Genomic DNA, 23,946 nt, shown 5'->3' on the forward strand with positions numbered 1-23,946 from the left:
GCAGACAGATAAAACAGTACGGGAAAAGGGAGTTTTAACATGAATATTATTCCTGCGATAGATTTAATTGACGGTCAGAATGTCCGTTTATCACAAGGAGATTACGCGAAAAAATCACAGATGAAAAGAACACCTGAAGAAGCATTGGAGTTTTATGCGGGCTTTGAATCGGTAACGAGAATTCATGTTGTTGATCTGATGGGTGCTTTAAAACAGGAAGCACTGGAATCGAATCTTGTTAAGAAGCTTGCAGAACTATCTTCACTGCCGCTAGAAATAGGCGGGGGACTGCGTTCGCTTGAAACGATTGAGCAGTATCATGACATGGGTGTTGAATATTTTATTCTCGGTACCCGTGCAATTGTTGATGTGCCATGGCTGACTGAAGCGGTTAAAAAATTTCCCGGGAAAATATTCGTGGGTGTGGATGCAAAAGAAGATGATATTTACATTAATGGCTGGACAGAAAACAGCGGCATTAAAACTGATGACTATTTAGAAGAGATAGAAACGCTGGATCTTGCAGGGGTTATTTATACAGATATAAATAAAGACGGTATGGGACTCGGTCCGAACTTTGAAAATACAGCGAGGATCAATAATATGACCCGTCATAAAGTAGTCGCAAGCGGCGGCATTAGAAATAAAGCGGATTTCGATAAGCTGGAAAGTCTGGGGATAACAGAGGCAATTGTCGGAAAATCCAGTCACACCGAAGAGTTTTGGGAGGGAATTAAATGACAGTGAAAAAAATAATACCATGTCTCGATGTTAAAGACGGTGCTGTAGTCAAAGGCGTTAATTTTGTAGATTTGCAGCATATTGGGAAACCCTCAGAGCTGGCAAAAAGATATAACGAAGAAGGCGCAGATGAACTCGTCTTTCTCGATATATCTAAAACGCAGGAAGGGCACGGACTGATGCTGGATGCAATTCGGGAAACAGCAAAAGAACTGTCGATTCCCCTGACAATAGGCGGCGGCATTAAAACAGTAAAAGATATTGAACAGTTGCTCGAAGCAGGAGCAGACAAAGTCAGCATCAACTCCGCCGCACTGAAAAATCCTGAGTTTATCCGTGAAGCAGTTGAAGAATTCGGCAACGAACGTATTGTACTTGCTGTGGATGTAAAATACAGCAATGACTTGGAAGACTATTATGTATACACGCACGGCGGAACAAAAAGAGCCGATAAAAAAGCATCGGACTGGATTGAGGAATGTGAAGCTCTTGGTGCCGGGTCACTGCTGATTACAAGTATGGACCACGACGGCGTGAAGAATGGATTTGATATCGAATTCCTTGAGCAGGCAGCAAAGACTGTCAGTATTCCGGTTATTGCAAGCGGCGGTGCCGGAAGCATTGGTCATTTTACGGAACTATTCAAGAAAACAGAAGTATCAGCCGGGCTTGCAGCATCTATATTTCACAGAGAAGAAGTTAAGATCGGTGAATTAAAACAGGAACTCGCTGACAATGGAATTGAGGTGCGTTTGTAATGGAACCGGATTTCAGTAAAAATAACGGTTTATTATCAGTAATACTGCAGGATACGGCAACAAAACAAGTACTGATGAATGGTTTTATGAACGAAGAAGCATTTGAGAAGACGAAGGCAGATCAAGTAGCATGGTTTTACTCGCGTTCGAAAGAACGCTTATGGAAAAAAGGAGAAACGAGCGGCAACACACAGGAAGTTATCTCGATGAAGCTGGACTGCGATCAGGATGCACTTCTGCTTGAAGTGAAGCCGCAGGGTCCAACCTGTCACACAGGAACAAAAAGCTGTTTTGGCGACGACTACTTCAGTCTTCAGGCCTTGGAACGTACTGTGCAGGAAAAAATGCAAAACCCTGAGGAAGGTTCTTATACTAAGTACTTAATCGATAAAGGCACAGATAAAATTTTGAAAAAATGCGGCGAAGAAATGACCGAAGTGATTATCGCGGCGAAAAATAAAGATAAGCAGGAGCTTACCGACGAGACGAGTGACTTACTTTATCATTTGCTTGTTATGCTTAATAATGAGGGTATATCGCTGCAGGATGTTGAGAATAAACTCGAAGAAAGACACGGGAAAAAACAAGAATACAGCATACGCGATGAAATTCAAAAATGGTAAATAAATAGAGTGGATAAATCGGGAAGATGATATTCTTTCCGGTTTTTTGCTTTCCTTCAATTCTATGTGCTCATAAAAATAAGAAGACCGCTGAAAATTTATCGAAATAAAATTTTCAGCGGTCATTTATCATTTATTTCTTTTTTCGTACTGAAATAATGACTTCGTCACTATCGAACATACGCCGGCAAATTTTTCTTGCATCGATTTGATCACGTGCGCAGATTTCCTGTGTTGCGATCCTGTTATCTTTCTTTACAGTAACCTCAAAGCGCTTCGTACCGCATCTCATAAATTATTCATCCTTAATAATTTTTATAATAATCTCCATTTACTTCTCTCTGATTTCATATGAATATTTCAGCTGATTGATAATCATGATGAGACCGAGGAGTATAATACTGAAAATTTGTGATTCTTCTGTGATAATTGAATAAAAAATCATCAGAATCATTGCGAAAAACAACAGAGCAGACGTGAGAGCGCCTGAAGTGTACAGTGCTTTCGCCATCACAAATAATTCACCTTCGTCTGTAGCAGCCAGCAGTTTTTGATTGTATTTCTTTTCGCCGGGTTCCGGTAAATTTCTATCCGGATAAACGATGTTGATAAGGGCTGAGGCCCGAATACTCATATACAGAGAAATAAACACCAATATCACCGTCAGTACGATAAGCCAAGGATTTTCTGCGGCCATGGTTTGGATGGCAAGTGACATGAATGAAAGTATCAATGATACAGAAGTCATTACAGTAATAACATTGAATGAGTTATAGCTGTATGCGTCGAATTCATCGTCAGTCATATTTCGGTTTTTATCTTTTGTTAAGCTGATTAAATTTCTGCGTCGTATAAATGCGTATAAAAGCAGGCCGATTATTATTATAATCATCACGATACTCAGCCAGAAGTAGACAACGTCAAGTGTGCCGCCTATGTTTCGTCCGTAAAGCAGTTCGAGTGTCAAATAACCCGCTGCAAAGCCGATCACAGCGTACAGCAGCATTTTTAAGATGGTTTTCATTTATAACTCCTCCTCATCGAAGATAAAAATATTCTCGATTGGTTCGTTAAATATATTAGCCATTCGTTTAGCAATTAAAAGGGACGGGATATATTCTTCGCGCTCAATCAAGCTGATGGTCTGCCGGGATACTTTGGCGAGTTTTGCGAGCTGGGTCTGGTTTAAACTGTCCCTCGCGCGCAGTTCACGCAATCTTGTTTTCATAGCTTCACCTTCGCTTTGTTTTAGTTATCTATATTTTTCTTATTTATAATGTAACATATATTTGTCTTATTGACAACTTTACTTGTCAATATAATAAATAAAATAGTCAAAAGAATAAAAAACATAATATTGTTGATTTTACAGCACCAATGAATTTAGCAGCAAGTTTATAATAGGTAAGATATAAATTTTTACGAAGCCGATGAACGAGAAGGAGTAATACTATGTTTTTAGCATGGAATGAAATGATAAGAAATAAGCTGAAGTTCAGTTTAATTATCGGAGTCCTTGTGATGATCAGCTACCTGCTGTTTTTATTATCTGGACTGGCAAGCGGTTTAATGGATATGAATAGAGAAGCTGTGGATCAATGGGAAGCAGATGCAATCATTTTAAATGATGAAGTGAAGCAAACCAGACAATTCAGCAGTCTATGATAGCGGAAGATGATGTCGAAAACCTTTTTGAGGAACAGGCAACATTGAAACAGCATTCAGTTATTGCATCAAACGGCGATATTGAAGAGAATGCTTTTGTTTTCGGAATAGAAGAAGATTCATTCCTCCTTCCGGAACTCACAGAAGGTGAGCAAGCTGAAAAAGAAAATGAAGTCGTGGCAGACTATTCATTAAAAGAAACAGGTTTTGAAGTCGGGGACGAACTGACATTGTCAAACGGTGATGAAGTACTGACGCTCACCGGCTTTACTGAAAGTGCTAAATACAGTGCATCATCAGTATTATTTACGGATAATAAAACAATCGAAAAACTGAATCCGATGCTGAGTGAAGATATCATTAATGCTTTGGTTATCCGTGATGCTGATTGGCAGGATAGTGAAGTTAATGATGAACTTGAAGTGCTGGAAATTGAAGAATTTATAGAAAGTCTTCCAGGTTATACAGCTCAAAGCTTAACGCTGAACTTTATGATTATCTTCCTGTTTGTAATATCTGCAGCAGTAATCGGCATCTTCTTATATGTGCTGACACTCCAGAAAACGAGTCTGTTTGGTGTGTTAAAGGCACAGGGCTTTTCAAACGGTTATCTTGCAAGAACGGTACTGGCACAAACATTTATTATTGCAGTAATAGGAACTGTAATCGGTTTGGGATTAACATTCCTTACAGGACTGTTCCTGCCTCCAGCAGTACCGGTTGAGTTTAATTATTTAACGATGATTATTTATATGGTTGTCCTTATTGCAGTTGCGATGCTTGGAAGTTTATTTTCAGTCATCAGCGTGCGGAAAGTCGATCCGTTAAAAGCGATTGGATAGGAGGAGAAAATAATGCTTAAATTTGAAAATGTTATAAAATCATTCAAAGATGGCGACCAGACGATAGAAGCGGTCAAAAACACATCGATTACTTTTAATAAAGGGGAATGTATCGCAATTATCGGACCTTCAGGTTCAGGGAAAAGTACTTTCTTAACCATTGCAGGTGCACTTCAAACGCCGACCGAAGGTGATGTTAAAATTAACGGCCAAAGTATTTCAGGAATGAATAGTAAGGAACTCGCGCACTTGAGATTGAATGAAATCGGATTTATTTTGCAGGCGAGTAATTTGGTACCTTTCCTTTCAGTTAAACAGCAGTTTCAGCTCTTAAAAAAATCAAAAAAAGATGTGATGGCTGATAGTGAACTGGATGAATTGTTTGAAAAGCTGTCTTTAAAAAAAGTGAAGGACCAGCTGCCGAGTGAAATATCAGGCGGTCAGAAACAGCGTGTAGCTATTGCGAAATCATTATATACTAATCCGAGCATTATATTGGCAGATGAACCTACAGCTTCTTTAGATACGGAAAATGCACTGAAAGTAATGCAGATTCTAAAAGAAGAAACAGAGCAGCGTATGAAAACATGTATTATCGTTACTCATGATGAACGTCTAACTGAGTATTGTGATGCAGTTTATAAAATGACAGATGGTATATTAGAAAAACAAGATTAAAATGAAAACACATTCTGAATTTTAGAATGTGTTTTTAAATTTAAAGAGGTGAATAAATTGGGCTTTGTCTATTTAGCCGGTGCGATTATATCAGAAGTATTCGGTTCCAGCATGATGAAAATAACAGCTGTGAACAATTCTAAAAAAGCGATTATCGGTGTTGCGGCAGGCTATGTTCTGGCATTTTATCTGCTGTCGCTGGCGTTATTAACCTTACCGCTGAGTTTTGCTTACGCAGCATGGAGCGGTGTCGGCACGATGCTGACTGCAATCATTGGTTTTGCCATATTTAAAGAAGAAATCAAAGCCACGACGGTCATCGGAATTATTATTTTGATTATCGGTCTGATTTTGATGAGAGTATAGGAGGACGCGGAAATGAGAGCAATATTATTTTTAATGGGTTCAATAGTGTTCGAAGTCACGGGGACAACAATGCTGAATTTATCGGACGGCTTTACGAACATCGTGCCGACGGTTATTATGTTTATCTGTTTCGGATTATCATTTACATTTTTAATCGGCGCGCTTAAAACCATTCCGTTAAGTATCGCTTACAGCGTGTGGGCAGGAATCGGTACAGCGGGAGCAGGAATTATCGGAGTATTTTTATTTAATGAACAGCTGTCTGCAGTAAATATTATCGGTTTATGCGTCATTATACTCGGTGTCATTATAATGAATATTTCTAAAAAAGATAAGGAAGAAACTGCGCAGTAAAAAAGGATAACGACTCAGGGTCGCTATCCTTTTTTATTTTATAATTTATTTACCATTTTTACGAGAACGAACTGAAGCGGGACTCTTGCCCAGAGCAGCGGCTTAGGAACTTCAATATTGCCAAGCGGCAATGCTTTTCGGGCCATGTAAACATTAGCCGGAAGAACAAGCATCAGGAAGCTGTTGATGACATTCTTTAAAAAATTGCCCGGCCGTTTAATTAACAAGAGGAAACTGATAATCAGTTCTGCCACTCCGCTTGCTTTAACGATAAAGTTTTTAAACGGCAAATAATGCGGAACGATATTGGTAAAACCTTCTGTCCTTGTGAAGTGCGCGACACCTGCAACACCGAAAACAGCTGCGAGTATATATCTCATAATAGTTTTCATTTTCTTCCTCTCTCCTTATAGAATTGATATTTATATTTACCCTGACCAGAGGCCGGATAACTTAAAAGATCAGATTCCTGAAATCATTTTAATAATATTAATAAGAAGAATACAAGCAATTATAAATATTACGGCTGCAGATATTTTATTAATATAGACAATAATTTTACCATTATTATCTATACTGCCGAGAATTCTGCCGAAGAATACGAGAATCACAAAAGCAATCCATGAAACTGCGATGCAGGATAAGGTGAATACCAGTAAATCGCTGCCTGTATAAGCTGTGGAATTTGTTCCGATAATGCCAACTGTATCCAGTATTGCATGAGGATTGAGCAATGATACTGATAAAGCAAAACCAATTTGTTTAAAAGGGTTGAGCTTGGCGGGTGCGTGAGCAGTCTCGGGTTTTACAAACCATAACGTTATTGCCATATAAGTGAGAAAACAAAATCCGATAATATACATAGCGAGCTGCAGTGTCGGAATGGACAGGATAATTAAGGAGACACCGGCTACAGAGAGTATAATCAATAGTGTATCACTGAGTCCTGCAGTAATTATGGCCGGCAGAGTATGAATAAATTTTTTATGGTTGGCTCCCTGGTTAATTAAAAACACATTTTGAGCGCCGGGAGGAAGAATTAATCCTGCCGATAAAACGAATCCGTGCAAAAAAGCGAGAAACATAGTAAAGCTCCTGACTGATGAAATAAGTAAATTAAGATTAATATAATAACAGCTAAGATACAATAGAAAATTTTTAAAATAGTTTGTAAATTATGGAAGCGTTTTCTATAATAGTTATAAATACGTCATAATAAAGACAAATGGGGATGGATGATGTTTAGAACTGTATTTTTAGAAACGTTTAAAAAATTATACCGTAATAAAAAGAACAGACTGTTATTTCTGCTGGCATTTATCGGCATAATATTATACTCATTTTTATATTTGCCGACGGTGAATAACCCGTTGACAATTGATGCAGATGAGCTGGCCCTTGAAACTGAATCAGCATACGGCATGAAAGAAAGCAGACTTGCTGAGGGTGATATTGCTGTAAACAGCTTTACAGGAGTCGATACATATAGTCTCGCTAAATATGATTACGAGAATAATTTTATGTTTTATGATGCGTTGCAAAAAGGTGATATTTCACGTCTTTTCGAGTTGAAAAGTACCGACTATGTTCCTATGTTTACGGTCGATGCACTGAATGATTATTTGGAGCGGAAACACGACGGCCAGTTTTTAGATATGGATTTTGAAAGGGCGGTAATTAATAATAATTTGTTTGCGCTGTCTGAGATAGACCACCCGACAACACATGAATTTAACGGTAAAACAGGAATACAGCAGTTGTATTCCTTCTTCTTAAATTACGGTCCTTTAATTTTATTATTTATAACTATTTTTGTAGCGAGTGAAGTACTGGTTGATGACCGGAAGCACCATACTTTAAAAGCTGGCCAGCCGCTCGGATGGAGAAAGTACATATTTTATCAGTCTGTGTCGGTATTTATCTTTATCGCAACTGGTATCGCTTTTTTCCTGATGTTCTTCTTCCTGCTTATATCACTGCTCTACGGTTTTGGTGATATGTCTCTGTTAACTACCCATTACGCATACACTGAAGGATACAGAGCAGCCGAAGAGAATTTCTTTACCGCGCCTGTCATTGACTTGATTTTGGAGTCGCTGATATTAACAGCAGTGCTTTTGTATCTTTTCATACGTTTAAATGCTGTACTTTCCCTGCTATTCAGACATGACGTTATCGTGATGATTGCAGGCTTTGCAATTATCGCATTTAACCGTTTATACAGCGGCGGCGGTGAAGATCGTTTTCTCGGCCTTGGAGCTCATTTATTCCCGCAGAACTATTTTGAGTTTGGAAATATTTTAAGCGGCCGTCAGAACTTTTTAACCTTATCAAATAATTTCACCTTCGAGACGGGCATCATGGTGCTGCTTATAACAATTATTATTATCGAAATAATATTAGGGCTTCTTGCGGGCTGGATGACACGTCAGAAATTTGTCAGGCAGGTGGACTGAATGAAACTGTTCAAATGGGATTTCCTTAAAATTATAAGAGACTGGAAAGTAAGAATACTTTTAGTAGCGCTGTTTCTTTTTCTGGCAAGTTATTCGGCATTTTACCAGGACCGCGATCTTGCACTTCCTTTGGAAGAATTGCGGAGCGAATACGAAGATACACAGCAGATTTTCAATGCGATTCCGGAAGACCACTTTGAATCGGCTCGGGGACAAGAAATCTATGATAAACTTGCCCGCCAGCAAAGCATAATTGGTATGCAGCGGTATATTTTAAGCGAACAGGAAGGCAATACAGTTTCCGGGCTTGAGAGTGTGGTCAGCGATTACGTCGATCAGGGCCTTGAGCTTGCGGAAAACCGTTTGTTCTTTTATGAAGCGGATGATTTTGAATCGCAGGAACTACTGCTCTCCTTTATGCCAAGCCGGGAAGAAATTGAGAATGATTTAAAAATTTTAAAATATTTGAAAGAGAATAATGTTGATATTGATTGGAATCCGTTATCACCGTCACTTGTTTTATTTAATCTGATTAACATTGTTGCCGGCGTATTTATATTTATTATTGCAGCGGTATTCGGGGCTGACCGCTTCAGTCGGGATCAGGAATTTAACTGGAGTATTTCCCAAGGAATACCTTATTCCTTTGCCTATCAATGGAGGCAAAGGACATTTATCAGCTGGGGATTGATATGGATTATTACCTTGAGCGGCATCTTCGTCTCATATTTACTCAGTACATTTTATACAGACAGTGGAACACTGAAATATCCAGTGCCGCTGTATGCAGGTGAAGAAACCGTATATATCAGTATAATGCAGTATGTTTTAATCACAGTCTTTATGACGATGGTTTTGAGTTACATCATCGTTAAGTTTTCAACCGGGCTGTCCTTTGTATTCAGGAATATCTACCTGACAATTACCATCGCAGTTGCCATATTTTATCTGCCTTATGTCATTGCTCTGACCGGGTCTGCTGCGGCCTGGAACCCTCTATTGTACCTGCAGATAATACCGGTGCTGGAAGGGTCATGGGAGTCATTAAATAATGTGACAATTACCAAATTGCTCATCAGTATGGCGGTATTATATATAATCGTTGAAGTCGTGTTTCACTTTGTTTTTAAATTGATACCGACCCGTACAGGCAAGCTTGAAAGGAGGAAGAACTAATGTCATTGGAAGTCAAGAATTTAACGATAAATTACGGAACTAAGACGGTACTGAAGAATGTTAATTTTAATATTCCGGATAACACAATTATCGGTCTGGTTGCGCCGAACGGCACGGGGAAAACAACTTTATTTAATGCAATTATACGTTTCATTCCGATTAATACGGGAGAAATTTTGATCGATGATATTGTGTATAAAAATACGACAAAAGATGTTAAAGCGCTGCACAGTAAAATTACATTCTTCCCGGATCAGGCTGAACTCTATGAAGATTTTTCTGGTGTTGAACATATTGAGATGTACAGAGATATATGGAATCCAGACAGCAGCAATATAGAAGAGGTAATAGAACGGCTGAATATGGAAGGTTATGTGAAAAATAAAGTAAAAACTTATTCTCTCGGGATGAGGCAGCGGCTCTGTTTTGCGATGATGATTGCTGCAGATACAAAGATTATGTTTATGGACGAAATCATGAACGGCCTGGACCCGGTGAATGTGGAGCTGGTCAGCTCGGTGCTTCAGGAAATAAAAGAAGATGGAAAAATTATTATTGTCGCATCTCATCTACTGGAAAATCTTGATGATTACGCGGACCAGATTTATTTTTTAAATGAACAGAAAATTTATTACACATATGTCCGCAATGAATCACACAGAGAGTACGTTAAAGGTTATATTTCAGAAGATAAATTAAAGTTTCTCAGTCCGCTTAGAGAAGGCACGCTGTATCTGGACGGAGATCGTATATGTATCCCCGCTGACGATCTACCAGAAGAAGAAGTATTCAAAATGATGAGCACTTTGAAAAAACACAGTTCAACAGAAGTATCACTGGGAGCGTTAGGTACGCATGAACATTATTTGCGTATTTATAAAGGGGAGAGAAAATATGAAACGGTTTAGCGTTTTATTTTTCTTTGTACTGTTTTTGATGGGGTGTAGTTTTAACGGTCTTATGAGTGAGTCGTATAATGGTGAAAAGGTGCAGACTGATGAGGAGGCTGCTGAATTATTTGAAGATGAAAATCTTTTAATAAAGGATGGTTTGGAATCCCGTTATGCTTTTTTGAATAGCAATACTGTCTTTGAAGGCATTACAGAAGGCGGGGTGGAAAAAACATTTTCTCCTGGTTCATACATGACCGGCAAAGATATAGAACCGGGGCGTTACAAGGCGGCAACAGATTCAGCCTCTGCAATCGTTGTGTATGATGACCAGGGGGACAGAGTATTGGAAACAGCCTTAAATTATTACAGTACAGAAGCCGTGCTGGAACTGCAGGAAGGTTACCGTGTCGATTACATCACCAGACAGGGTGAGATTACTCTCATGCCGTTCGCCGAAGGATATGACACTGTGCTTCCTGCAGGCATCCATACAGTTGGAACACATCTTGAAGCAGGCGGTTACACCCTTTTAACAAAAGAATTGCCTGTCAGACGCGAGAACTCTGAAGATAATATTTATTTCAATGCAGCGGGGATGAATTCGATGAGTTTATCCAACCCGGATAACGAGATAGACAGAGAATCGGGGATTCCTGTCACGCTGTATAAAGGGGATACAATAATTACAGAACATCCGCTCGTACTGGAAAAGCACTAGCGATAGATCTTTTACTATGCGATACTTAGTCACAAGAATTAATAAAAAAACTGGAGTTGGAAATATGTCTGCTGATAATCAGACGAGAACAGAATTAGATAATACGATGTCGAAACGTTTCATATGGGCAATAGCTTACGGGTCGTCAATCGGCTGGGGTGCATTTATTTTACCGGGAGACTGGCTGATTTCATCAGGTACACTCGGGGCTTCACTCGGAATTACTATCGGCGGTATACTGATGCTGATTATTGCGGTAGGCTACGGTGCATTAACAGCCAAGTTTCCCGTCTCCGGCGGAGAGTTCGCATTTACATACGCGGGATTCGGTAAATTCAGCGCCTTTATTGCCTCATGGTTTTTAGTATTGGGTTATATATGTGTAGTTGCTCTGAATGCGAGTGCGTTTAGTCTGCTGTTTAAATTTGTACTCCCGGATTTTCTCGAGACTGGTTACTTATACACCATCGCAGGATGGGATGTTTACATTATGGAAGTCATCCTGTCGTCAGCAGTACTCATAGTATTCGCGTTTATCAGTATGAAAGGTTCTGGTCTTTCCGGGAATCTGCAGTTTATATTCTGTTTGTTCATGGCCTTTGTTGTAGCAGGGTTAATGTTCGCGTCATTTTTCACCGGAGAATTTTCATTTCAAAATGCACAGCCGCTCTTTAATAATGAAGCGGGAGTATGGACTTCGATTATCTTAATCGTGGCAATAGCGCCCTGGATGTATGTAGGATTTGATAACATTCCTCAGGCAGCTGAAGAATTTAAATTCAGTGCTGACAAAACATTTAAATTAATTGTATTTGGGATTGTCGCGTCTATTTTAACCTATGTTGCAATGATTTTAGTAACATCATGGATCTATCCTGACCAGAACTCAATGGACGGGGCGGTCTGGGTAACAGGTTCTGTTATACAGTCGTCTATGGGCACTGTTGGAATGGTATTTCTCGCATTTTCAATATCATTCGGTATTTTTACGGGGCTTAACGGGTTTTATATGTCATCTTCCAGACTGATTTTCGCGATGGGGCGTGCAAACTTTGTACCGGCAGTTTTTGCCAGAGTGCATAAGAAAAATAAAACACCGCATTATGCAGTCTTATTCGTGCTGGGAGTGTGTTTGATTGCTCCCTGGCTCGGGAGAACTGCTTTAAGCTGGATTGTTGATATGTCGTCAGTGGGTGTATCAGTAGCGTTTCTGGCAACGAGTGCAGTGACTGTTAAATTCTTTGCAAGAGCTGAACATAAAAATATTGTTTATGTAATATTTGGTGTACTCGGTGTAATCATTTCACTAGTATTCCTGATACTGCTATTATTCCCGGGTTCGCCGGCAGCCTTAACAGCACCATCTTACTATGCTTTACTTTGCTGGATTATACTCGGTGCGGTCTTCCTCCTGTTAAAATATAAAACATTAAAATCGATGTCGAAAGAAGAGCTGGACTTTATGATTTTAAACAAGACGAGAGAAGCAGCGATGAATGAAACAAAAAAAGAAGGGTAAAGAATAATATAATATATTATTCGGAGATGATACTATGCTGAAATTAAAACGTGTCTACGATGACGTTTCACAACAGGACGGCAAGCGGATTCTGGTAGACGGTGTTTGGCCGCGCGGCATTAAAAAAGAAGATTTGGAACATGATGAGTGGTATAAAGAAATCGCACCTTCGTCGGATTTAAGAAAGTGGTTTGATCACGATCCTGATAAGTGGGAAGAATTTAAAAAGAAATATAAAAAAGAATTAAAAGAACAAAAAGGTCTGGTAGATCAAATTAAAAAGGACTCAGACGGCCACAATGTCACACTGTTATACGCAGCTAAAGACGAAGAGCACAATCAGGCAGTGGTGATAAAAGAATATATCGAAAACAAATAAAAGACGGCGGCTGCCGTCTTTTTTCTTAGATTTTTAACTTTCCTCTAAAACCGCGTGCTCCGTAATAAGAATCGGCTCCATTATGGTAAAGGAAGACGGTGTTGTAACGTTTATCACAGAATAAAGCTCCCCCGAGATTTCTAATCTCATCAGGAGTCTTAACCCAGCTTGAAGACTTCAGGTCAAAGTCGCCGAACTGCTGCAGGAGTCTGTAATCTTCTTCAGTGAGTAAATCGATGCCAATTTCTTTTGCTAAATCCACAGCCGAGTTATCAGGCTTATATTTCTTTCTCGCTTCAAGGGCAGCTCTATCATAACAAACGCTGCGCCGTCCTTTCGGGCTTTCTTTTGAACAGTCTGCAAAATAAAGCGTGCCGTCAAAATCGATAACGTCAGGTTCACCTTCTGTGGCTTCCATATTGTAAAGTGCAGTGAGCTGTGTATCATTCAGTTTATCAGCGATATTCTGAAATGAGATATTTTCGTGGCGTTCCATATGAGTATTAAAACGGGATTCGAGAGTGTTCAGCAGTTCTTCCTGTTCTGATTGAGTAAGCTTATTCTTTAATGTCATTCAGCATCCTCCGTTTATCTTATTTAGTTAATAATACCATGGTAAACTATACTGATAAACATATTATACAGAACGGAGAAAGATGATGATAGTAACAACAGGCGGCCGTTATAATGAACATTCATTACAAAAAGCTAAGGATATCGCTATGCGTTATAAGCTGGACTTTGTAATGCGTAAAAAGCGCTCTGTTAAAGAACTTCGGGAGCGTTACAATGACGATGTATTAGTCGTTGGAAGAGATGGAATCAGTATTACACCACTCACTGGAAACGAGTCGGTCAAGTACCATCCGAACTTTTCCATGGTCCGTGCTAAAAGATTATTGAAAAATGAACACGACGCCCTGGTCGAAGCGGCAGAACTTACAGCTGGTATGTCATTTTTAGACTGCACGATGGGACTCGGAGCAGATAGTGTTATCGCGAGTTTAACAGTCGGAAACTCTGGCAGAGTGACGGCACTGGAAGACAGTTTAATACTTTACCTGCTGACTAAAGAAGGACTGTCGTCATATGATGCGAATATTGGAGTTATCAGCGATGCAATGAAAAATGTTGAAGTGCTGCATGAAGACCACGAGACATATTTAAAAACCTTGGCAGATAACAGTTTTGATATTGTTTATTTTGATCCGATGTTCGAAGAAGAAATCAGTAATTCCGAGAGCTTAAGAGCAATCTCCGCAGTGACACAGTCCAAAACATTGTCAGAAACTGCGATAAATGAGGCAAAACGTGTGGCAGCCAAAACAGTTGTTTTGAAAGATCACTTCAGAAGCAGACGATTTGAACAATTCGGTTTCATCCAACAAATCAGAAAGACGAGTAAAGTGCATTACGGAGTTATCAATACTGAGACTGAAGTTGACTCTTAGAAAATAATAATTTATGATGTAAGTAACTGAATAAGAAGTTTTCTAGGGTTCCGTTAAATTATTTAAGTCTGGACCGAGAGGAAACGCTGGAATTAATTCCAGTACACGGAAGGATAAAAGCCTGGGAGAGTAACGAAAGTTATTCTTCCGGGCTTGTTTATTCTTAATTCTTAAATTTAAGAATTAAAAGGAGAAAAATTATGTGGTTATTAGTCATTATTGCAGCTATGTTTGAAATCGGCTGGGCAACAGGCTTGAAATATGCTGATACGTGGTTTGAATGGGGATTGACGGTTATTGCTGTCGTTGTCAGCTTTGGACTGCTCGTATACGTGTCGACGAAAATGCCGGCAAGCACAGTATACGCGGTCTTTGTCGGTATTGGGGCGGTCGGGACAGTGCTAGTAGATATTATCGTTTTCGGCGGAGCATTCAACATTGGCATTATTATATTTGTGGCACTGCTTGTATTTGGAGTTATCGGTCTGAAAACAGTGACAGATTATGAGGAGGATGTTAAATGAGCTGGTTGATATTAATATTAGCAGGATTCATGGAAGTAGCGGGCGTAACAGGTATGTCTTTAATCGGCCAGAGTAAAAAACTAAAAGGTTGGCTGATGCTGCTCATCGGATTTCCGATCAGTCTTGGCCTGCTTGGATTTGCTATGGAAACTATTCCTTTAGGTGTTGCTTATGCTATATGGACTGGAATCGGAACAGTAGGAAGTGCGTTAATTGGAATTATCTTTTATAAAGAGTCTGCGAGTTATAAACGTGTTATGTACCTGTCGTTTATTATCATTGCAGTAATTGGTTTAAGACTTGTGACAGGATAGTAAAAGTTAGAGATTATTCTCCAACTTTTACTTCTTCAAGAAGATTTTTCGAATGAACAAGACCAAGACCAGTTTCTTCTCTTATATATTTAATAATTTGAACATCCATTTTGTTCGAGCTGATCATGCTGCGGATATCACGGTACAGTTCTGAATTTTGTAATGCAGCTTTGAAAGCTGACTGCTGGAGCTTTTTATTTTGGTGAGACAAGCTTAGAATAATTACTGCTGCAATGATAATAATAATAAAAGAAGAAATAGTGAAACCCTCCAATAACTGCGAATGATTCTACTATATCAGACATAAATAATATCTGCATTATCGTTTATACACTAGCGATTGAAAGAACGAGTTTCACATGAAACACCAGAAGCAAACACAAAAAAATTCCGTATGCATTAAATCTGCATACGGAATTTTTTTAGTCTTGTTTAAAGACGCTTGTACTATGTTTAGGCTGTAAGCGTGATTTTGGATCATAAAAAGATTTAGCGTATGAAATTGCTACCGGTGCTTCACCGAAGCCTGTCGCAATCAGTTTAACTTTACCTTCAAATGTCGTTATATCACCTGCAGCAAATATGCCGAGTATGTTTGTTTCCATATGAGCATTAACTTTAATGGAGTTTTTCTCAAGCTCAAGACCCCATTCTTTTAATGGCCCGAGTGACGAAATATTACCGAAGTTAACAATCAGCTGGTCTGCTTTAATGACTTCTTCAGTACCGTCTTTTGCAGTCAGTACCAGCTCATCAATCTGCCCATTTTCACCTTTAATTTCAGTGACATTCAATGATGTCTTAACTTCTACAGGTGAGTCCATGACCTGCTGCACACTCGTTTCATGTGCCGTAAAGCGGTTGCGACGGTGTACCAGTGTTACTGATTTAGCAAGTTCCTGCAGCATCAGTGCCCAGTCGAGAGCAGAGTCTCCCCCTCCGAGTACGACAACATCCTGGTCTCTGAATTTCTCAAGATCTCTAACGGCATACTGCAGTGAAATTCCTTCGAAATCAGCTTCGTTATCGAGGCCGATTTTACGCGGTTGAAAAGCACCGACTCCTGCTGTAATTAAGATAGTTCTTGTAAGGTATTCACCTTGATCAGTTTTCAAAACAAAGTGATCATCTTTGCGCTCGTATGACTGAACTGTTTCTCCAAGGTGAAGGTCAGGTTCTGCATACTGCGCCTGTGTCACGAGATTGGAAACTAAATCTTTAGCAAGGATTTTAGGGAACCCGCCGACGTCATAAATATATTTATCCGGATATAATTCCGTTAATTGACCGCCTAGTTCAGGCAGACTGTCTATCAGTCTGACAGACATCTGTCTCATGCCCGCATAAAAAGTAGAAAATAAACCGGTAGGTCCGCCACCGATTATGGTTACATCTACAATTTCGTCTTTCATGAATATAACCCTCCAGTAATATACGAAAAATGTTTTTATATTTTCATTCCATTAAACATTATTGCACAAGGAGGGATGAAAATAAAAGTGTTTGGCATGCTGTAACGTCGATGTAACGCGTAATTCAGACTTTCGAATGACATTATGCATTACGCGGATCACGCCAGAAAAATACTGTGATAAAGAATCCGATGACGAGAACGGCTGCACTGAAGTAGTACGGAAAATCCAAATTCATATCGAATAAGATACCGGCAATAACAGGACCAACAACGTTTGCAAGCGATGTGAAAAACGAGTTCATGCCGCCTGCAAATCCCTGGTTATTACCGGCGATATGGGACAGGAAGGTTGTCACGGACGGGCGTATCAAATCAAAACCTATAAAGATGATAAAGGCGACGGCCATAACCGACCAGTATGATTCTAAAAATGTAATTGCAAAAACAAGCACTGCGGTATATATAATCGATACCCTTATAATGTTCAACTCGCCGTAGCTGCGTGTGAGACGCTCGAATAAAAAGATTTGTGCAAAAGCGCCAATCATGGCGCCGCCTGTAATTGCGATTGCAATATCAGTCGGTGTAAATCCGAGTTTACGATCGAAATACAGACTGAAGAAAGATTCAAAAGCTGCGAGTCCAAATGATGATATAAAAATAACGAGGAAGGCAATAAAAAATATCGGTGTAAATAGACGTTTGAAGTTACTTGTTGTAACTTCAGTTTTATCAGCTGCAACTTCTGTTATTTTTTTAGGTTCAGAGAGCATGAATATAGCTCCGAATGCTGCCAATAAACCAAGTGCTGCTGCGACGAAAAACGGCAGACGTGTACCAACTTCTGCCAGAACACCGCCGACACCGGGGCCGATAATAAATCCGAAATTAATTGCTGCGGTCATAAAACCTAGCGACCGGGCTCTGTTTTTATCAGTTGTCAGATCTACGATAAAGGCTGTTACAGCAGGCATAATACATGCACCGGCCAAACCGCCGAGCATTCGCGAAACAAATAGTACTTCAATCGATTGTCCGAGACCGAATAAGAGCTCGGAAAATGCAAAGATAAACAGCCCGAGAACGATAATAATTTTACGTCCGAACTTATCTGCGGCACGACCTGTAAATGGAGAGAAAATTAATTGCGTAAAAGCAAAAGCGGCGGTTAGATAACCGACACCTGCACCGCTGATATTCAATTCATTCATGATTGACGGGAGAACCGGGATGACAAGACTTATTCCTAGGAAAATCAGGAAAATACTGCTATATAATAAATAGAGTTGATATTTTTTCTTCATAAAATTGCACCTTCTTACATTTTTGCATATGCTAAGGTATATATTACACTCGAAAATAGGAAAATAATAGTAAAAAATAGATAAATTGAGGTGGGAATTTTGACGGAGCATAATCATAATCATCACCACGATCATACACATGGAGCGAATAAAAAAGCACTGACAATAAGTTTAATATTAATTGCATCATTTATGATTGTTGAGGTCATCGGGGGAGTGCTGACAAATAGTCTTGCCCTGCTGTCTGATGCTGGTCATATGCTGAGCGATGCTATATCGCTGGCAGTGGCTCTTGCTGCATTTAAAATGGGTGAGAAAGCTGCTGATTCAGCAAGGACATACGGCTACAGAAGATTTGAAATACTGGCAGCTGTTTTTAATAGTGTGACACTGATTGTTATTGCGGTGTTTATCATTATAGAAGCGGCCGGCCGTTTTATAAATCCACCTGAAGTGGCAACCACGGGTATGCTGATTATTGCGGTTCTTGGACTTTTGGTAAATATCGTTGTTGCAAAAATATTAATGTCTGGAGATACACACGATAACTTAAATATGAAAGGTGCTCTGCTGCATGTTTTAGGAGATTTGCTCGGGTCAGTTGCGGCGATTGTTGCTGCTTTATCAATTATGTTCTTCGGCTGGGGAATTATGGACCCGCTGGCGAGTGTTATCGTCGCGGTATTAATTTCAATCAGCGGCTTTAGAATACTCCGTCAATCTTTGAATATTCTTATGGAAGGTGTACCGGAGACTCTAGACTTCAATCGTATTATCGAAAAAATTAACAATGTAGACGGGGTTGAAGACGCACATCACATTCACGTTTGGAGCATTACAAGCGGAATGAATGCGTTGAGTGTTCACATTGTAGTTAATGGTATGCTGAATGTTCATGAAACACAAAAGATTATTCAGCGTATTGAGGAACAGATGAAACATGAAAGCATCGAACATGTAACGGTTCAGGTGGAATGTAAGCACCATGATCATCATGATCAAATTTTGTGCAATTAGTTATAAAGTATTCTGGAATTCAATTTTCAGAATACTTTTTGTTATTATAGATTTATGAACAATTATAAGGAGAGGATTTAATGAGGGCAATTCATACAAAATACTCACGAAACAGTAAAGGGCACTACGTACCGGGAATGATACATAACGATACTTTATACATTTCAGGGCAGTTATCATTGGACCTTGACACCGGGGAAATAGTCGAGGGCGGTATTGCTGCTGAAACTAAAAGAGCGCTTGAGAACATGGAAATGGTATTGAAAGAAGCAGATTTGACTAAAAAAGATATCGTAATGGTCAGGCTGTACACATCTGACGTTGATAACTGGGATATTATTAACGAAGAATACAGCAATTATTTTGGAGACCACAAGCCTGCACGTGCAGTTGTTCCGACGAGAGAACTGCATTATGGATGTTTGATTGAGATTGAAGCCGTCGCAGCGATAAAATAATGAACTAAGGGGATGTAATGATGAATTATAAAGACATAGATACACCTGCATTGTTAATTGATGAAACTGTGCTTAATAAAAACCTGGAGTACATGGGTGATTATGCGAAAAAGCAAAATGTTCAGCTGCGCCCGCACACGAAAACGCATAAAATGCCGTATTTAGCAATGAAGCAAAGAGAGCACGGTGCAACAGGCATCACAGTTGCTAAAGTAGGGGAAGCGGAAATCATGGCTGTATATGGACTCAAGGATATTTTTATCGCCAATCAGATTGTTGGAAAACAAAAGCTGGAAAGAATTAAAAAACTGGCTGAACAGATAAATATTTCTTTCGGCGTGGACAGCGTTCACCATATCGAAGAAATTGACGAAGTATTTGAAGGTGCCGATAAAAAAGCACAGGTACTGATTGAAATAGAAGTCGGCGAGGAGCGTTCCGGTATCATTGAGGAAATCGACTATAAATTATTGTTAAACAGTATACGTGCATCTAAAAACGTGGAATTGAAAGGAATATTCTCTCATGATGGTCATACATATAAGGCTGTCGACAAAGATGACTGTTATGACTTATTTATGACAGCAACAACCCGTACACTGCATTTTGCAAATATCGCGAGAGATATGGATTTTGATATTGAAACAGTCAGCATCGGTTCAACTCCTCCGTTTATGTTTGGTTTTGACATACCGGAAGGGGTGACTGAAATCAGACCGGGAACGTATATTTTAATGGATGGATCACAATCTAATGCGATTAATTCATATGATTATTCAGCAGCGAGCGTTTTGACTACTGTGATCAGTAAGCCGACACATGAACGTGTTATTACAGATGTCGGGGCTAAGGGACTGACAGCGCAGTCGCGCAGCAAAGGACTGACCGCGACAGAAGGGTTCGGTAAGATTAAAGAATATGACGGAGCTTATGTTCACGGTGTATTTGATGAACATGCAATTATTTACAATAGAGAATTCAGTGACAAAGTAAATATCGGCGATAAAGTCCGTATTATTCCGAACCATATATGTCCAGTTTCGAATTTATATCATAAAGCTTATCTCATCAATAATGATGAAATTGTTAAAGAAATAGATATTGCAGCTCAGGGAAAACTTCAATAAAACAAAAGCGTTCCGGTGATTTAAATCACCGGAACGCTTTTTTATTTTATATCTATACACCTCTAGGCTTATCTTCGTCAGCATAAGCTTCAAGTTCCTCTTGATATTCTTCAAGAGAGCTTTCCTTATAATTTTTCATGCGTTCTTTATTTGGAGTAATGGATAACCCTAAATACTTACGTTCATTGTTCGCGTCTTTATAAAAGGCAACCATCATCGCAATAACGACAAAGCTGAAAGGCAGCGCCGCGATAATTGCTGCAGATTGCAAGGCGTTTAATCCTGTTTCTCCGCCGGCAGCTAATAATGTAAAAGCTATGGCGGAAAGAGCGATGCCCCATGTAAGTTTAGTTTTTCCTGAAGGCGTCAAATCACCGTGAGATGTTTGCATGCCGAGAACGAATGTGGCAGAGTCTGCCGATGTGATAAAAAATGATGATACTAATAAAATAGCAAGCATCGATAAGATTGTTCCCATCGGTAATTCATTAAATATAGCAAATAATTGTACTTCAGTCGCCATATTGAATATTTCATTATTTGCAAGACCCGTTGAAATACCTGTAATACCGAATACACTGAACCAGATAATACCAATAACAGTCGGTACGAGGAGAACTGCTATGATGAATTCTCTGATTGTACGTCCTTTAGAAACGCGGGCGATGAAGATACCGACAAATGGACTCCAGCTCATCCACCAGCCCCAGTAGTAAATTGTCCATGAACTCAGCCACTCAGTTTTTTGTGCATTTAGTGGCGCAACGTCAAAGCTATTGTATAAGAATGAACTTAAATAGCCGCCTGTGCCTGTCGTCATTACATTTAAGATAAGCATTGTCGGTCCGACAACAAGAATAATGACAAACAGCAGACCTGCAAGAATCATATTCAGATTACTTAAGTATTGAATTCCTTTACTGAGTCCGCTCCAGGCACTGATTAAGAACAGAACTGTGACCACGGATATAATGATACCCTGTGTCAAAAGACTTACAGGTACATCGAATAAGTAATTTAATCCACCGTTAATCTGCATTGCACCGATACCGAGAGATACCGCAACACCGATAACAGTTGCAAAAACAGCGAGAACATCAACAACAACCCCGAGCCAGCCGTCTACGAGATCGCCGAATAAAGGACGCAGCGTTTTTGAAAGTAATCCAACTTCTCCTTTTCTGAAGCTCGAGTATGCAAGAGCTAAGGCAACAATGCCGTATATAGCCCATGCGTGAATACCGTAGTGCAGGAAGGTTGAGCGCATAGATTCAGCCAACGCTTCTGTTGTTCCGGGATCTGCGGTTGGCGGTGACATAAAGTGAGCCATCGGCTCTCCGGCACCATAGAATACCAGACCGATTCCCATACCGGCACTGAACAGCATAGTAATCCAGGAAAGGGTATTGAACTCCGGAGTATCATCAGGCTGTCCTAATTTAAGTTTTCCAATAGGGCTGAAAACGAGAAATACAGAGAAGAATACGATTACTGTGACGAGTATCATATAATACCAGCCGAAGTAGGTAGTAACCCATCCTGAAATGGAACCTGAAATTTCACCAAATTCATCGGGGAATATGGCTCCTATAACTACAAGCAATCCTACAATAATTGCTGCAAACACGAAAACATATGATATTTTTTTTGACTTCTCAGACGATGACGAATGATTTGTCATTACTTCACTCCTTATGATGATTTTTAACACAACGTCTAAATAATAACAATCTACACCCCGCAGTTCAACTGCATATAGAAATAAAAACGAAGAATCGCTAAAAGTACAATAAGAATTACTTATCGCGATACTTTATACATAACCAATTGAAACTTTAATAAACAAAAAGAGACAAATCCGTAAAGATTTTGTCTCTGTAATGTCTTACTGTTTTTCACTTAATAATTTTGCTGTTTCAAATAAGGTTTGAACCGCGCTCAGCATGCTGTCTTCGTTCACATCAAACATCTCATTATGATGTCCCGCCGCAAGATCTGTTCCAAATATGCAGTAAGAAGCCTGTCCGCCGCGTTCCTGTACGCGATTAATGAAAAACGTTGCGTCTTCACTGCCGCTCGGTTTGTTTTCTTCAAGTTTTGTGACCAGTTTCACACTATCTGCTGCATCCACCAGAACTTGTGCGAGTTCTGTCGAACCGGCAGCACTTCTACCTTCCCCGACAGTCTCTATATGATAATCTACCTGAAACATTTGAGCAGCGCCCTGGATTACAGACCGTGCATACTGTTTCATATATTCATTTAATTCGCTTGTTGTGCCTCTCGTCTCAATTTTAAGACTGGCACTGTCTGCAATGACATTGCGTCCGCTTCCGGCATGCAGTTCACCAACATTAATACGTGTAGCACCTCCCGAGTGACGGGGGATAGCGTTTAAGTTAATAACGGCATTGGCAGCAGCCAGAATGGCATTTTTGCCTTCTTCAGGCTGTCCGCCTGCATGAGAGGACACGCCTTTAAAGGATACATCAATTTTAGTAGTGGCAAGAAAACCGTTATTTGATCCTAAGAAATGATTGAACGGAACCCCGGTACCTATATGCGAAGCGATAAAGTAATCAGTATTATCGACAACCCCCGCTTCAACCATTGAGCGTGCGCCGCGCGTTCCTTCTTCAGCCGGCTGGAAGATAAGTTTTATCCTGCCTTTTAAATCATCTTTATTGTCCATTAAAAGTGTTGCGAGCCCGAGCCCGATGGAAGTGTGGACATCGTGGCCGCATGCATGCATTTCATTATTTATTGAACGGAAATCTTCCTGAAGAGGAAAATGGCTGATGTCTTCCGATTCGTAAATTGGAAGAGCATCCATATCGACACGAAAAGCAATCTCCGGACCTGGAACTCCTGTATCCAGTGTTGCGACAATACCTGTATAGCCTTCTGCTACCTGATCCAGGTACTTTGAAACAGCACCGTTTTCTTTTGCCCATACATAATGTCTGGATGTTTCTTCCTGATCGGGTTTGCCCATTGTAAAGTCAGGATGCATTACCTCCCGTCCGATTTTTAAATCGTATCCGAGTCTCTCTAAAGTATCTGCGACGATTGTAGATGTACGCATTTCAAGAAAGCCGAGCTCGGGATGCCGATGGAAGTCCCTCCGCCAATTTATAAGCTTTGTGTGTAATGACACTGTGAATCATCT

29 protein-coding genes, 1 pseudogene and 1 riboswitch are annotated in these 23,946 nt (G+C 39.8%); of the genes and pseudogenes, 19 read left to right on the forward strand and 11 right to left on the reverse strand.

Features of this window, described 5'->3' with window-relative positions; all coding sequences use genetic code 11:
• Positions 1-39 precede the first annotated feature (39 nt).
• Genes IR135_RS06150 through hisIE form a run of 3 tightly spaced genes read left to right on the forward strand, consistent with a single transcriptional unit; the run spans position 40 to position 2,122 of the window.
• Complete coding sequence (locus IR135_RS06150) at positions 40-741, forward strand: HisA/HisF-related TIM barrel protein (RefSeq protein WP_135097727.1); 702 nt, start codon at positions 40-42, stop codon at positions 739-741.
• Positions 738-1,499 carry an imidazole glycerol phosphate synthase subunit HisF gene (hisF, locus tag IR135_RS06155; RefSeq protein WP_135097730.1) on the forward strand — a complete coding sequence of 254 codons (762 nt, stop codon included), beginning with the start codon at positions 738-740 and terminating at the stop codon, positions 1,497-1,499. Before IR135_RS06150 ends, hisF begins: the two co-directional genes overlap by 4 nt.
• Entirely contained in the window at positions 1,499-2,122 is a 624-nt protein-coding gene (gene hisIE / locus IR135_RS06160) for a bifunctional phosphoribosyl-AMP cyclohydrolase/phosphoribosyl-ATP diphosphatase HisIE (protein WP_135097732.1), read from the forward strand. The genes hisF and hisIE overlap by 1 nt, the downstream gene beginning before the upstream one ends.
• 133 nt (positions 2,123-2,255) lie before the next feature.
• Here hisIE and IR135_RS06165 read toward each other — a convergent pair whose 3' ends face one another.
• The 3 genes from IR135_RS06165 to IR135_RS06175 are packed head-to-tail and all read right to left on the reverse strand — an operon-like array spanning position 2,256 to position 3,350.
• Positions 2,256-2,414, reverse strand: coding sequence for a hypothetical protein (locus tag IR135_RS06165; protein WP_167753376.1), 159 nt, complete (start codon positions 2,412-2,414; stop codon positions 2,256-2,258).
• Between the two features lie 39 nt (positions 2,415-2,453).
• Positions 2,454-3,146 carry a DUF3169 family protein gene (locus IR135_RS06170; RefSeq protein ID WP_135097735.1) on the reverse strand — a complete coding sequence of 231 codons (693 nt, stop codon included), beginning with the start codon at positions 3,144-3,146 and terminating at the stop codon, positions 2,454-2,456.
• A complete protein-coding gene (locus IR135_RS06175) occupies positions 3,147-3,350 on the reverse strand; it encodes a helix-turn-helix transcriptional regulator (RefSeq protein WP_135097738.1) in 204 nt (67 codons plus the stop codon).
• A gap of 224 nt (positions 3,351-3,574) precedes the next feature.
• Between IR135_RS06175 and IR135_RS06180 the strand changes: the two are divergent.
• From IR135_RS06180 to IR135_RS06195, 4 genes and pseudogenes are all read left to right on the forward strand, one after another.
• Positions 3,575-4,629, forward strand: a pseudogene (locus IR135_RS06180) (ABC transporter permease).
• Between the two features lie 12 nt (positions 4,630-4,641).
• Positions 4,642-5,307, forward strand: coding sequence for an ABC transporter ATP-binding protein (locus tag IR135_RS06185; RefSeq protein ID WP_135097741.1), 666 nt, complete (start codon positions 4,642-4,644; stop codon positions 5,305-5,307).
• A 48-nt stretch (positions 5,308-5,355) separates the two neighbouring features.
• Entirely contained in the window at positions 5,356-5,673 is a 318-nt protein-coding gene (locus IR135_RS06190) for an SMR family transporter (RefSeq protein ID WP_318272291.1), read from the forward strand.
• Positions 5,674-5,685: 12 nt separating this feature from the next.
• Positions 5,686-6,027: a DMT family transporter gene (locus IR135_RS06195; protein ID WP_135097747.1), complete on the forward strand. Its 342-nt coding sequence runs from the start codon at positions 5,686-5,688 to the stop codon at positions 6,025-6,027.
• A 38-nt stretch (positions 6,028-6,065) separates the two neighbouring features.
• Here the strand turns inward: IR135_RS06195 and IR135_RS06200 are convergent, their stop codons facing one another.
• Together IR135_RS06200 and IR135_RS06205 are read right to left on the reverse strand one after the other, a co-directional pair.
• Entirely contained in the window at positions 6,066-6,419 is a 354-nt protein-coding gene (locus IR135_RS06200; protein WP_135097749.1) for a hypothetical protein, read from the reverse strand.
• Between the two features lie 69 nt (positions 6,420-6,488).
• Positions 6,489-7,112 (reverse strand): LysE/ArgO family amino acid transporter, encoded by a 624-nt coding sequence (locus IR135_RS06205; RefSeq protein WP_135097752.1) that lies wholly within the window; start codon positions 7,110-7,112, stop codon positions 6,489-6,491.
• Between the two features lie 153 nt (positions 7,113-7,265).
• Between IR135_RS06205 and IR135_RS06210 the strand changes: the two genes are divergently transcribed.
• The 6 genes from IR135_RS06210 to IR135_RS06235 all read left to right on the forward strand — a co-directional run bounded on the left by IR135_RS06210 (position 7,266) and on the right by IR135_RS06235 (position 13,168).
• Positions 7,266-8,483, forward strand: coding sequence for a hypothetical protein (locus IR135_RS06210; RefSeq protein ID WP_167753377.1), 1,218 nt, complete (start codon positions 7,266-7,268; stop codon positions 8,481-8,483).
• On the forward strand, positions 8,484-9,659 hold the full coding sequence (locus IR135_RS06215; protein WP_135097756.1) for a hypothetical protein: 1,176 nt from the start codon (positions 8,484-8,486) through the stop codon (positions 9,657-9,659).
• Positions 9,659-10,567, forward strand: a complete 909-nt coding sequence (locus IR135_RS06220) for an ABC transporter ATP-binding protein (RefSeq protein ID WP_135097758.1) — start codon at positions 9,659-9,661, stop codon at positions 10,565-10,567. The genes IR135_RS06215 and IR135_RS06220 overlap by 1 nt, the downstream gene beginning before the upstream one ends.
• Complete coding sequence (locus tag IR135_RS06225; RefSeq protein ID WP_135097760.1) at positions 10,554-11,270, forward strand: hypothetical protein; 717 nt, start codon at positions 10,554-10,556, stop codon at positions 11,268-11,270. The genes IR135_RS06220 and IR135_RS06225 overlap by 14 nt, the downstream gene beginning before the upstream one ends.
• A 64-nt stretch (positions 11,271-11,334) precedes the next feature.
• Positions 11,335-12,789 carry an APC family permease gene (locus IR135_RS06230; RefSeq protein ID WP_135097762.1) on the forward strand — a complete coding sequence of 485 codons (1,455 nt, stop codon included), beginning with the start codon at positions 11,335-11,337 and terminating at the stop codon, positions 12,787-12,789.
• A 34-nt stretch (positions 12,790-12,823) separates the two neighbouring features.
• Complete coding sequence (locus IR135_RS06235; RefSeq protein ID WP_135097764.1) at positions 12,824-13,168, forward strand: DUF488 domain-containing protein; 345 nt, start codon at positions 12,824-12,826, stop codon at positions 13,166-13,168.
• 25 nt (positions 13,169-13,193) lie between these two features.
• On the opposite strand, the gene IR135_RS06240 is transcribed toward IR135_RS06235, so the two are convergent.
• Positions 13,194-13,742: a DUF4256 domain-containing protein gene (locus IR135_RS06240; RefSeq protein WP_135097766.1), complete on the reverse strand. Its 549-nt coding sequence runs from the start codon at positions 13,740-13,742 to the stop codon at positions 13,194-13,196.
• A gap of 85 nt (positions 13,743-13,827) precedes the next feature.
• Between IR135_RS06240 and IR135_RS06245 the strand changes: the two genes are divergently transcribed.
• From IR135_RS06245 to IR135_RS06255, 3 genes are all read left to right on the forward strand, one after another.
• Entirely contained in the window at positions 13,828-14,619 is a 792-nt protein-coding gene (locus IR135_RS06245) for a class I SAM-dependent methyltransferase (RefSeq protein ID WP_135097768.1), read from the forward strand.
• A gap of 31 nt (positions 14,620-14,650) precedes the next feature.
• Positions 14,651-14,749, forward strand: a riboswitch (guanidine-I (ykkC/yxkD leader).
• Positions 14,750-14,819: 70 nt separating this feature from the next.
• Positions 14,820-15,143 carry a DMT family transporter gene (locus IR135_RS06250; RefSeq protein WP_135097770.1) on the forward strand — a complete coding sequence of 108 codons (324 nt, stop codon included), beginning with the start codon at positions 14,820-14,822 and terminating at the stop codon, positions 15,141-15,143.
• Positions 15,140-15,457: a DMT family transporter gene (locus tag IR135_RS06255; RefSeq protein WP_135097772.1), complete on the forward strand. Its 318-nt coding sequence runs from the start codon at positions 15,140-15,142 to the stop codon at positions 15,455-15,457. The genes IR135_RS06250 and IR135_RS06255 overlap by 4 nt, the downstream gene beginning before the upstream one ends.
• 13 nt (positions 15,458-15,470) lie before the next feature.
• On the opposite strand, the gene IR135_RS06260 is transcribed toward IR135_RS06255, so the two are convergent.
• The 3 genes from IR135_RS06260 to IR135_RS06270 form a co-directional block, all read right to left on the reverse strand.
• Positions 15,471-15,668: a hypothetical protein gene (locus tag IR135_RS06260; protein WP_135097774.1), complete on the reverse strand. Its 198-nt coding sequence runs from the start codon at positions 15,666-15,668 to the stop codon at positions 15,471-15,473.
• A 211-nt stretch (positions 15,669-15,879) separates the two neighbouring features.
• Positions 15,880-16,869: an NAD(P)/FAD-dependent oxidoreductase gene (locus IR135_RS06265; protein WP_135097776.1), complete on the reverse strand. Its 990-nt coding sequence runs from the start codon at positions 16,867-16,869 to the stop codon at positions 15,880-15,882.
• Between the two features lie 142 nt (positions 16,870-17,011).
• The gene (locus IR135_RS06270) at positions 17,012-18,316 is read right to left on the reverse strand and encodes an MFS transporter (protein WP_318272293.1); all 1,305 of its coding nucleotides are present in this window, start codon (positions 18,314-18,316) and stop codon (positions 17,012-17,014) included.
• On the opposite strand from IR135_RS06270, the gene IR135_RS06275 reads away from it, so the two are divergent.
• The 3 genes from IR135_RS06275 to IR135_RS06285 all read left to right on the forward strand — a co-directional run bounded on the left by IR135_RS06275 (position 18,275) and on the right by IR135_RS06285 (position 20,777).
• Positions 18,275-19,192, forward strand: a complete 918-nt coding sequence (locus tag IR135_RS06275; RefSeq protein ID WP_228063440.1) for a cation diffusion facilitator family transporter — start codon at positions 18,275-18,277, stop codon at positions 19,190-19,192. The two genes, IR135_RS06270 and IR135_RS06275, sit on opposite strands and share 42 nt — an antisense overlap.
• Positions 19,193-19,272: 80 nt before the next feature.
• The gene (locus IR135_RS06280) at positions 19,273-19,650 is read left to right on the forward strand and encodes a RidA family protein (protein WP_135097779.1); all 378 of its coding nucleotides are present in this window, start codon (positions 19,273-19,275) and stop codon (positions 19,648-19,650) included.
• 20 nt (positions 19,651-19,670) lie between these two features.
• Positions 19,671-20,777, forward strand: coding sequence for an alanine racemase (locus IR135_RS06285; protein WP_135097782.1), 1,107 nt, complete (start codon positions 19,671-19,673; stop codon positions 20,775-20,777).
• Between the two features lie 52 nt (positions 20,778-20,829).
• Here IR135_RS06285 and IR135_RS06290 read toward each other — a convergent pair whose 3' ends face one another.
• Positions 20,830-22,458 (reverse strand): BCCT family transporter, encoded by a 1,629-nt coding sequence (locus tag IR135_RS06290; RefSeq protein WP_135097784.1) that lies wholly within the window; start codon positions 22,456-22,458, stop codon positions 20,830-20,832.
• A 204-nt stretch (positions 22,459-22,662) separates the two neighbouring features.
• Positions 22,663-23,934: an amidohydrolase gene (locus IR135_RS06295; protein WP_135097786.1), complete on the reverse strand. Its 1,272-nt coding sequence runs from the start codon at positions 23,932-23,934 to the stop codon at positions 22,663-22,665.
• Positions 23,935-23,946 lie beyond the last annotated feature (12 nt).

The organism is Jeotgalicoccus nanhaiensis (assembly GCF_015235105.1).
In the GTDB taxonomy this organism is placed as follows: Bacteria; Bacillota; Bacilli; order Staphylococcales; family Salinicoccaceae; genus Jeotgalicoccus; species Jeotgalicoccus nanhaiensis.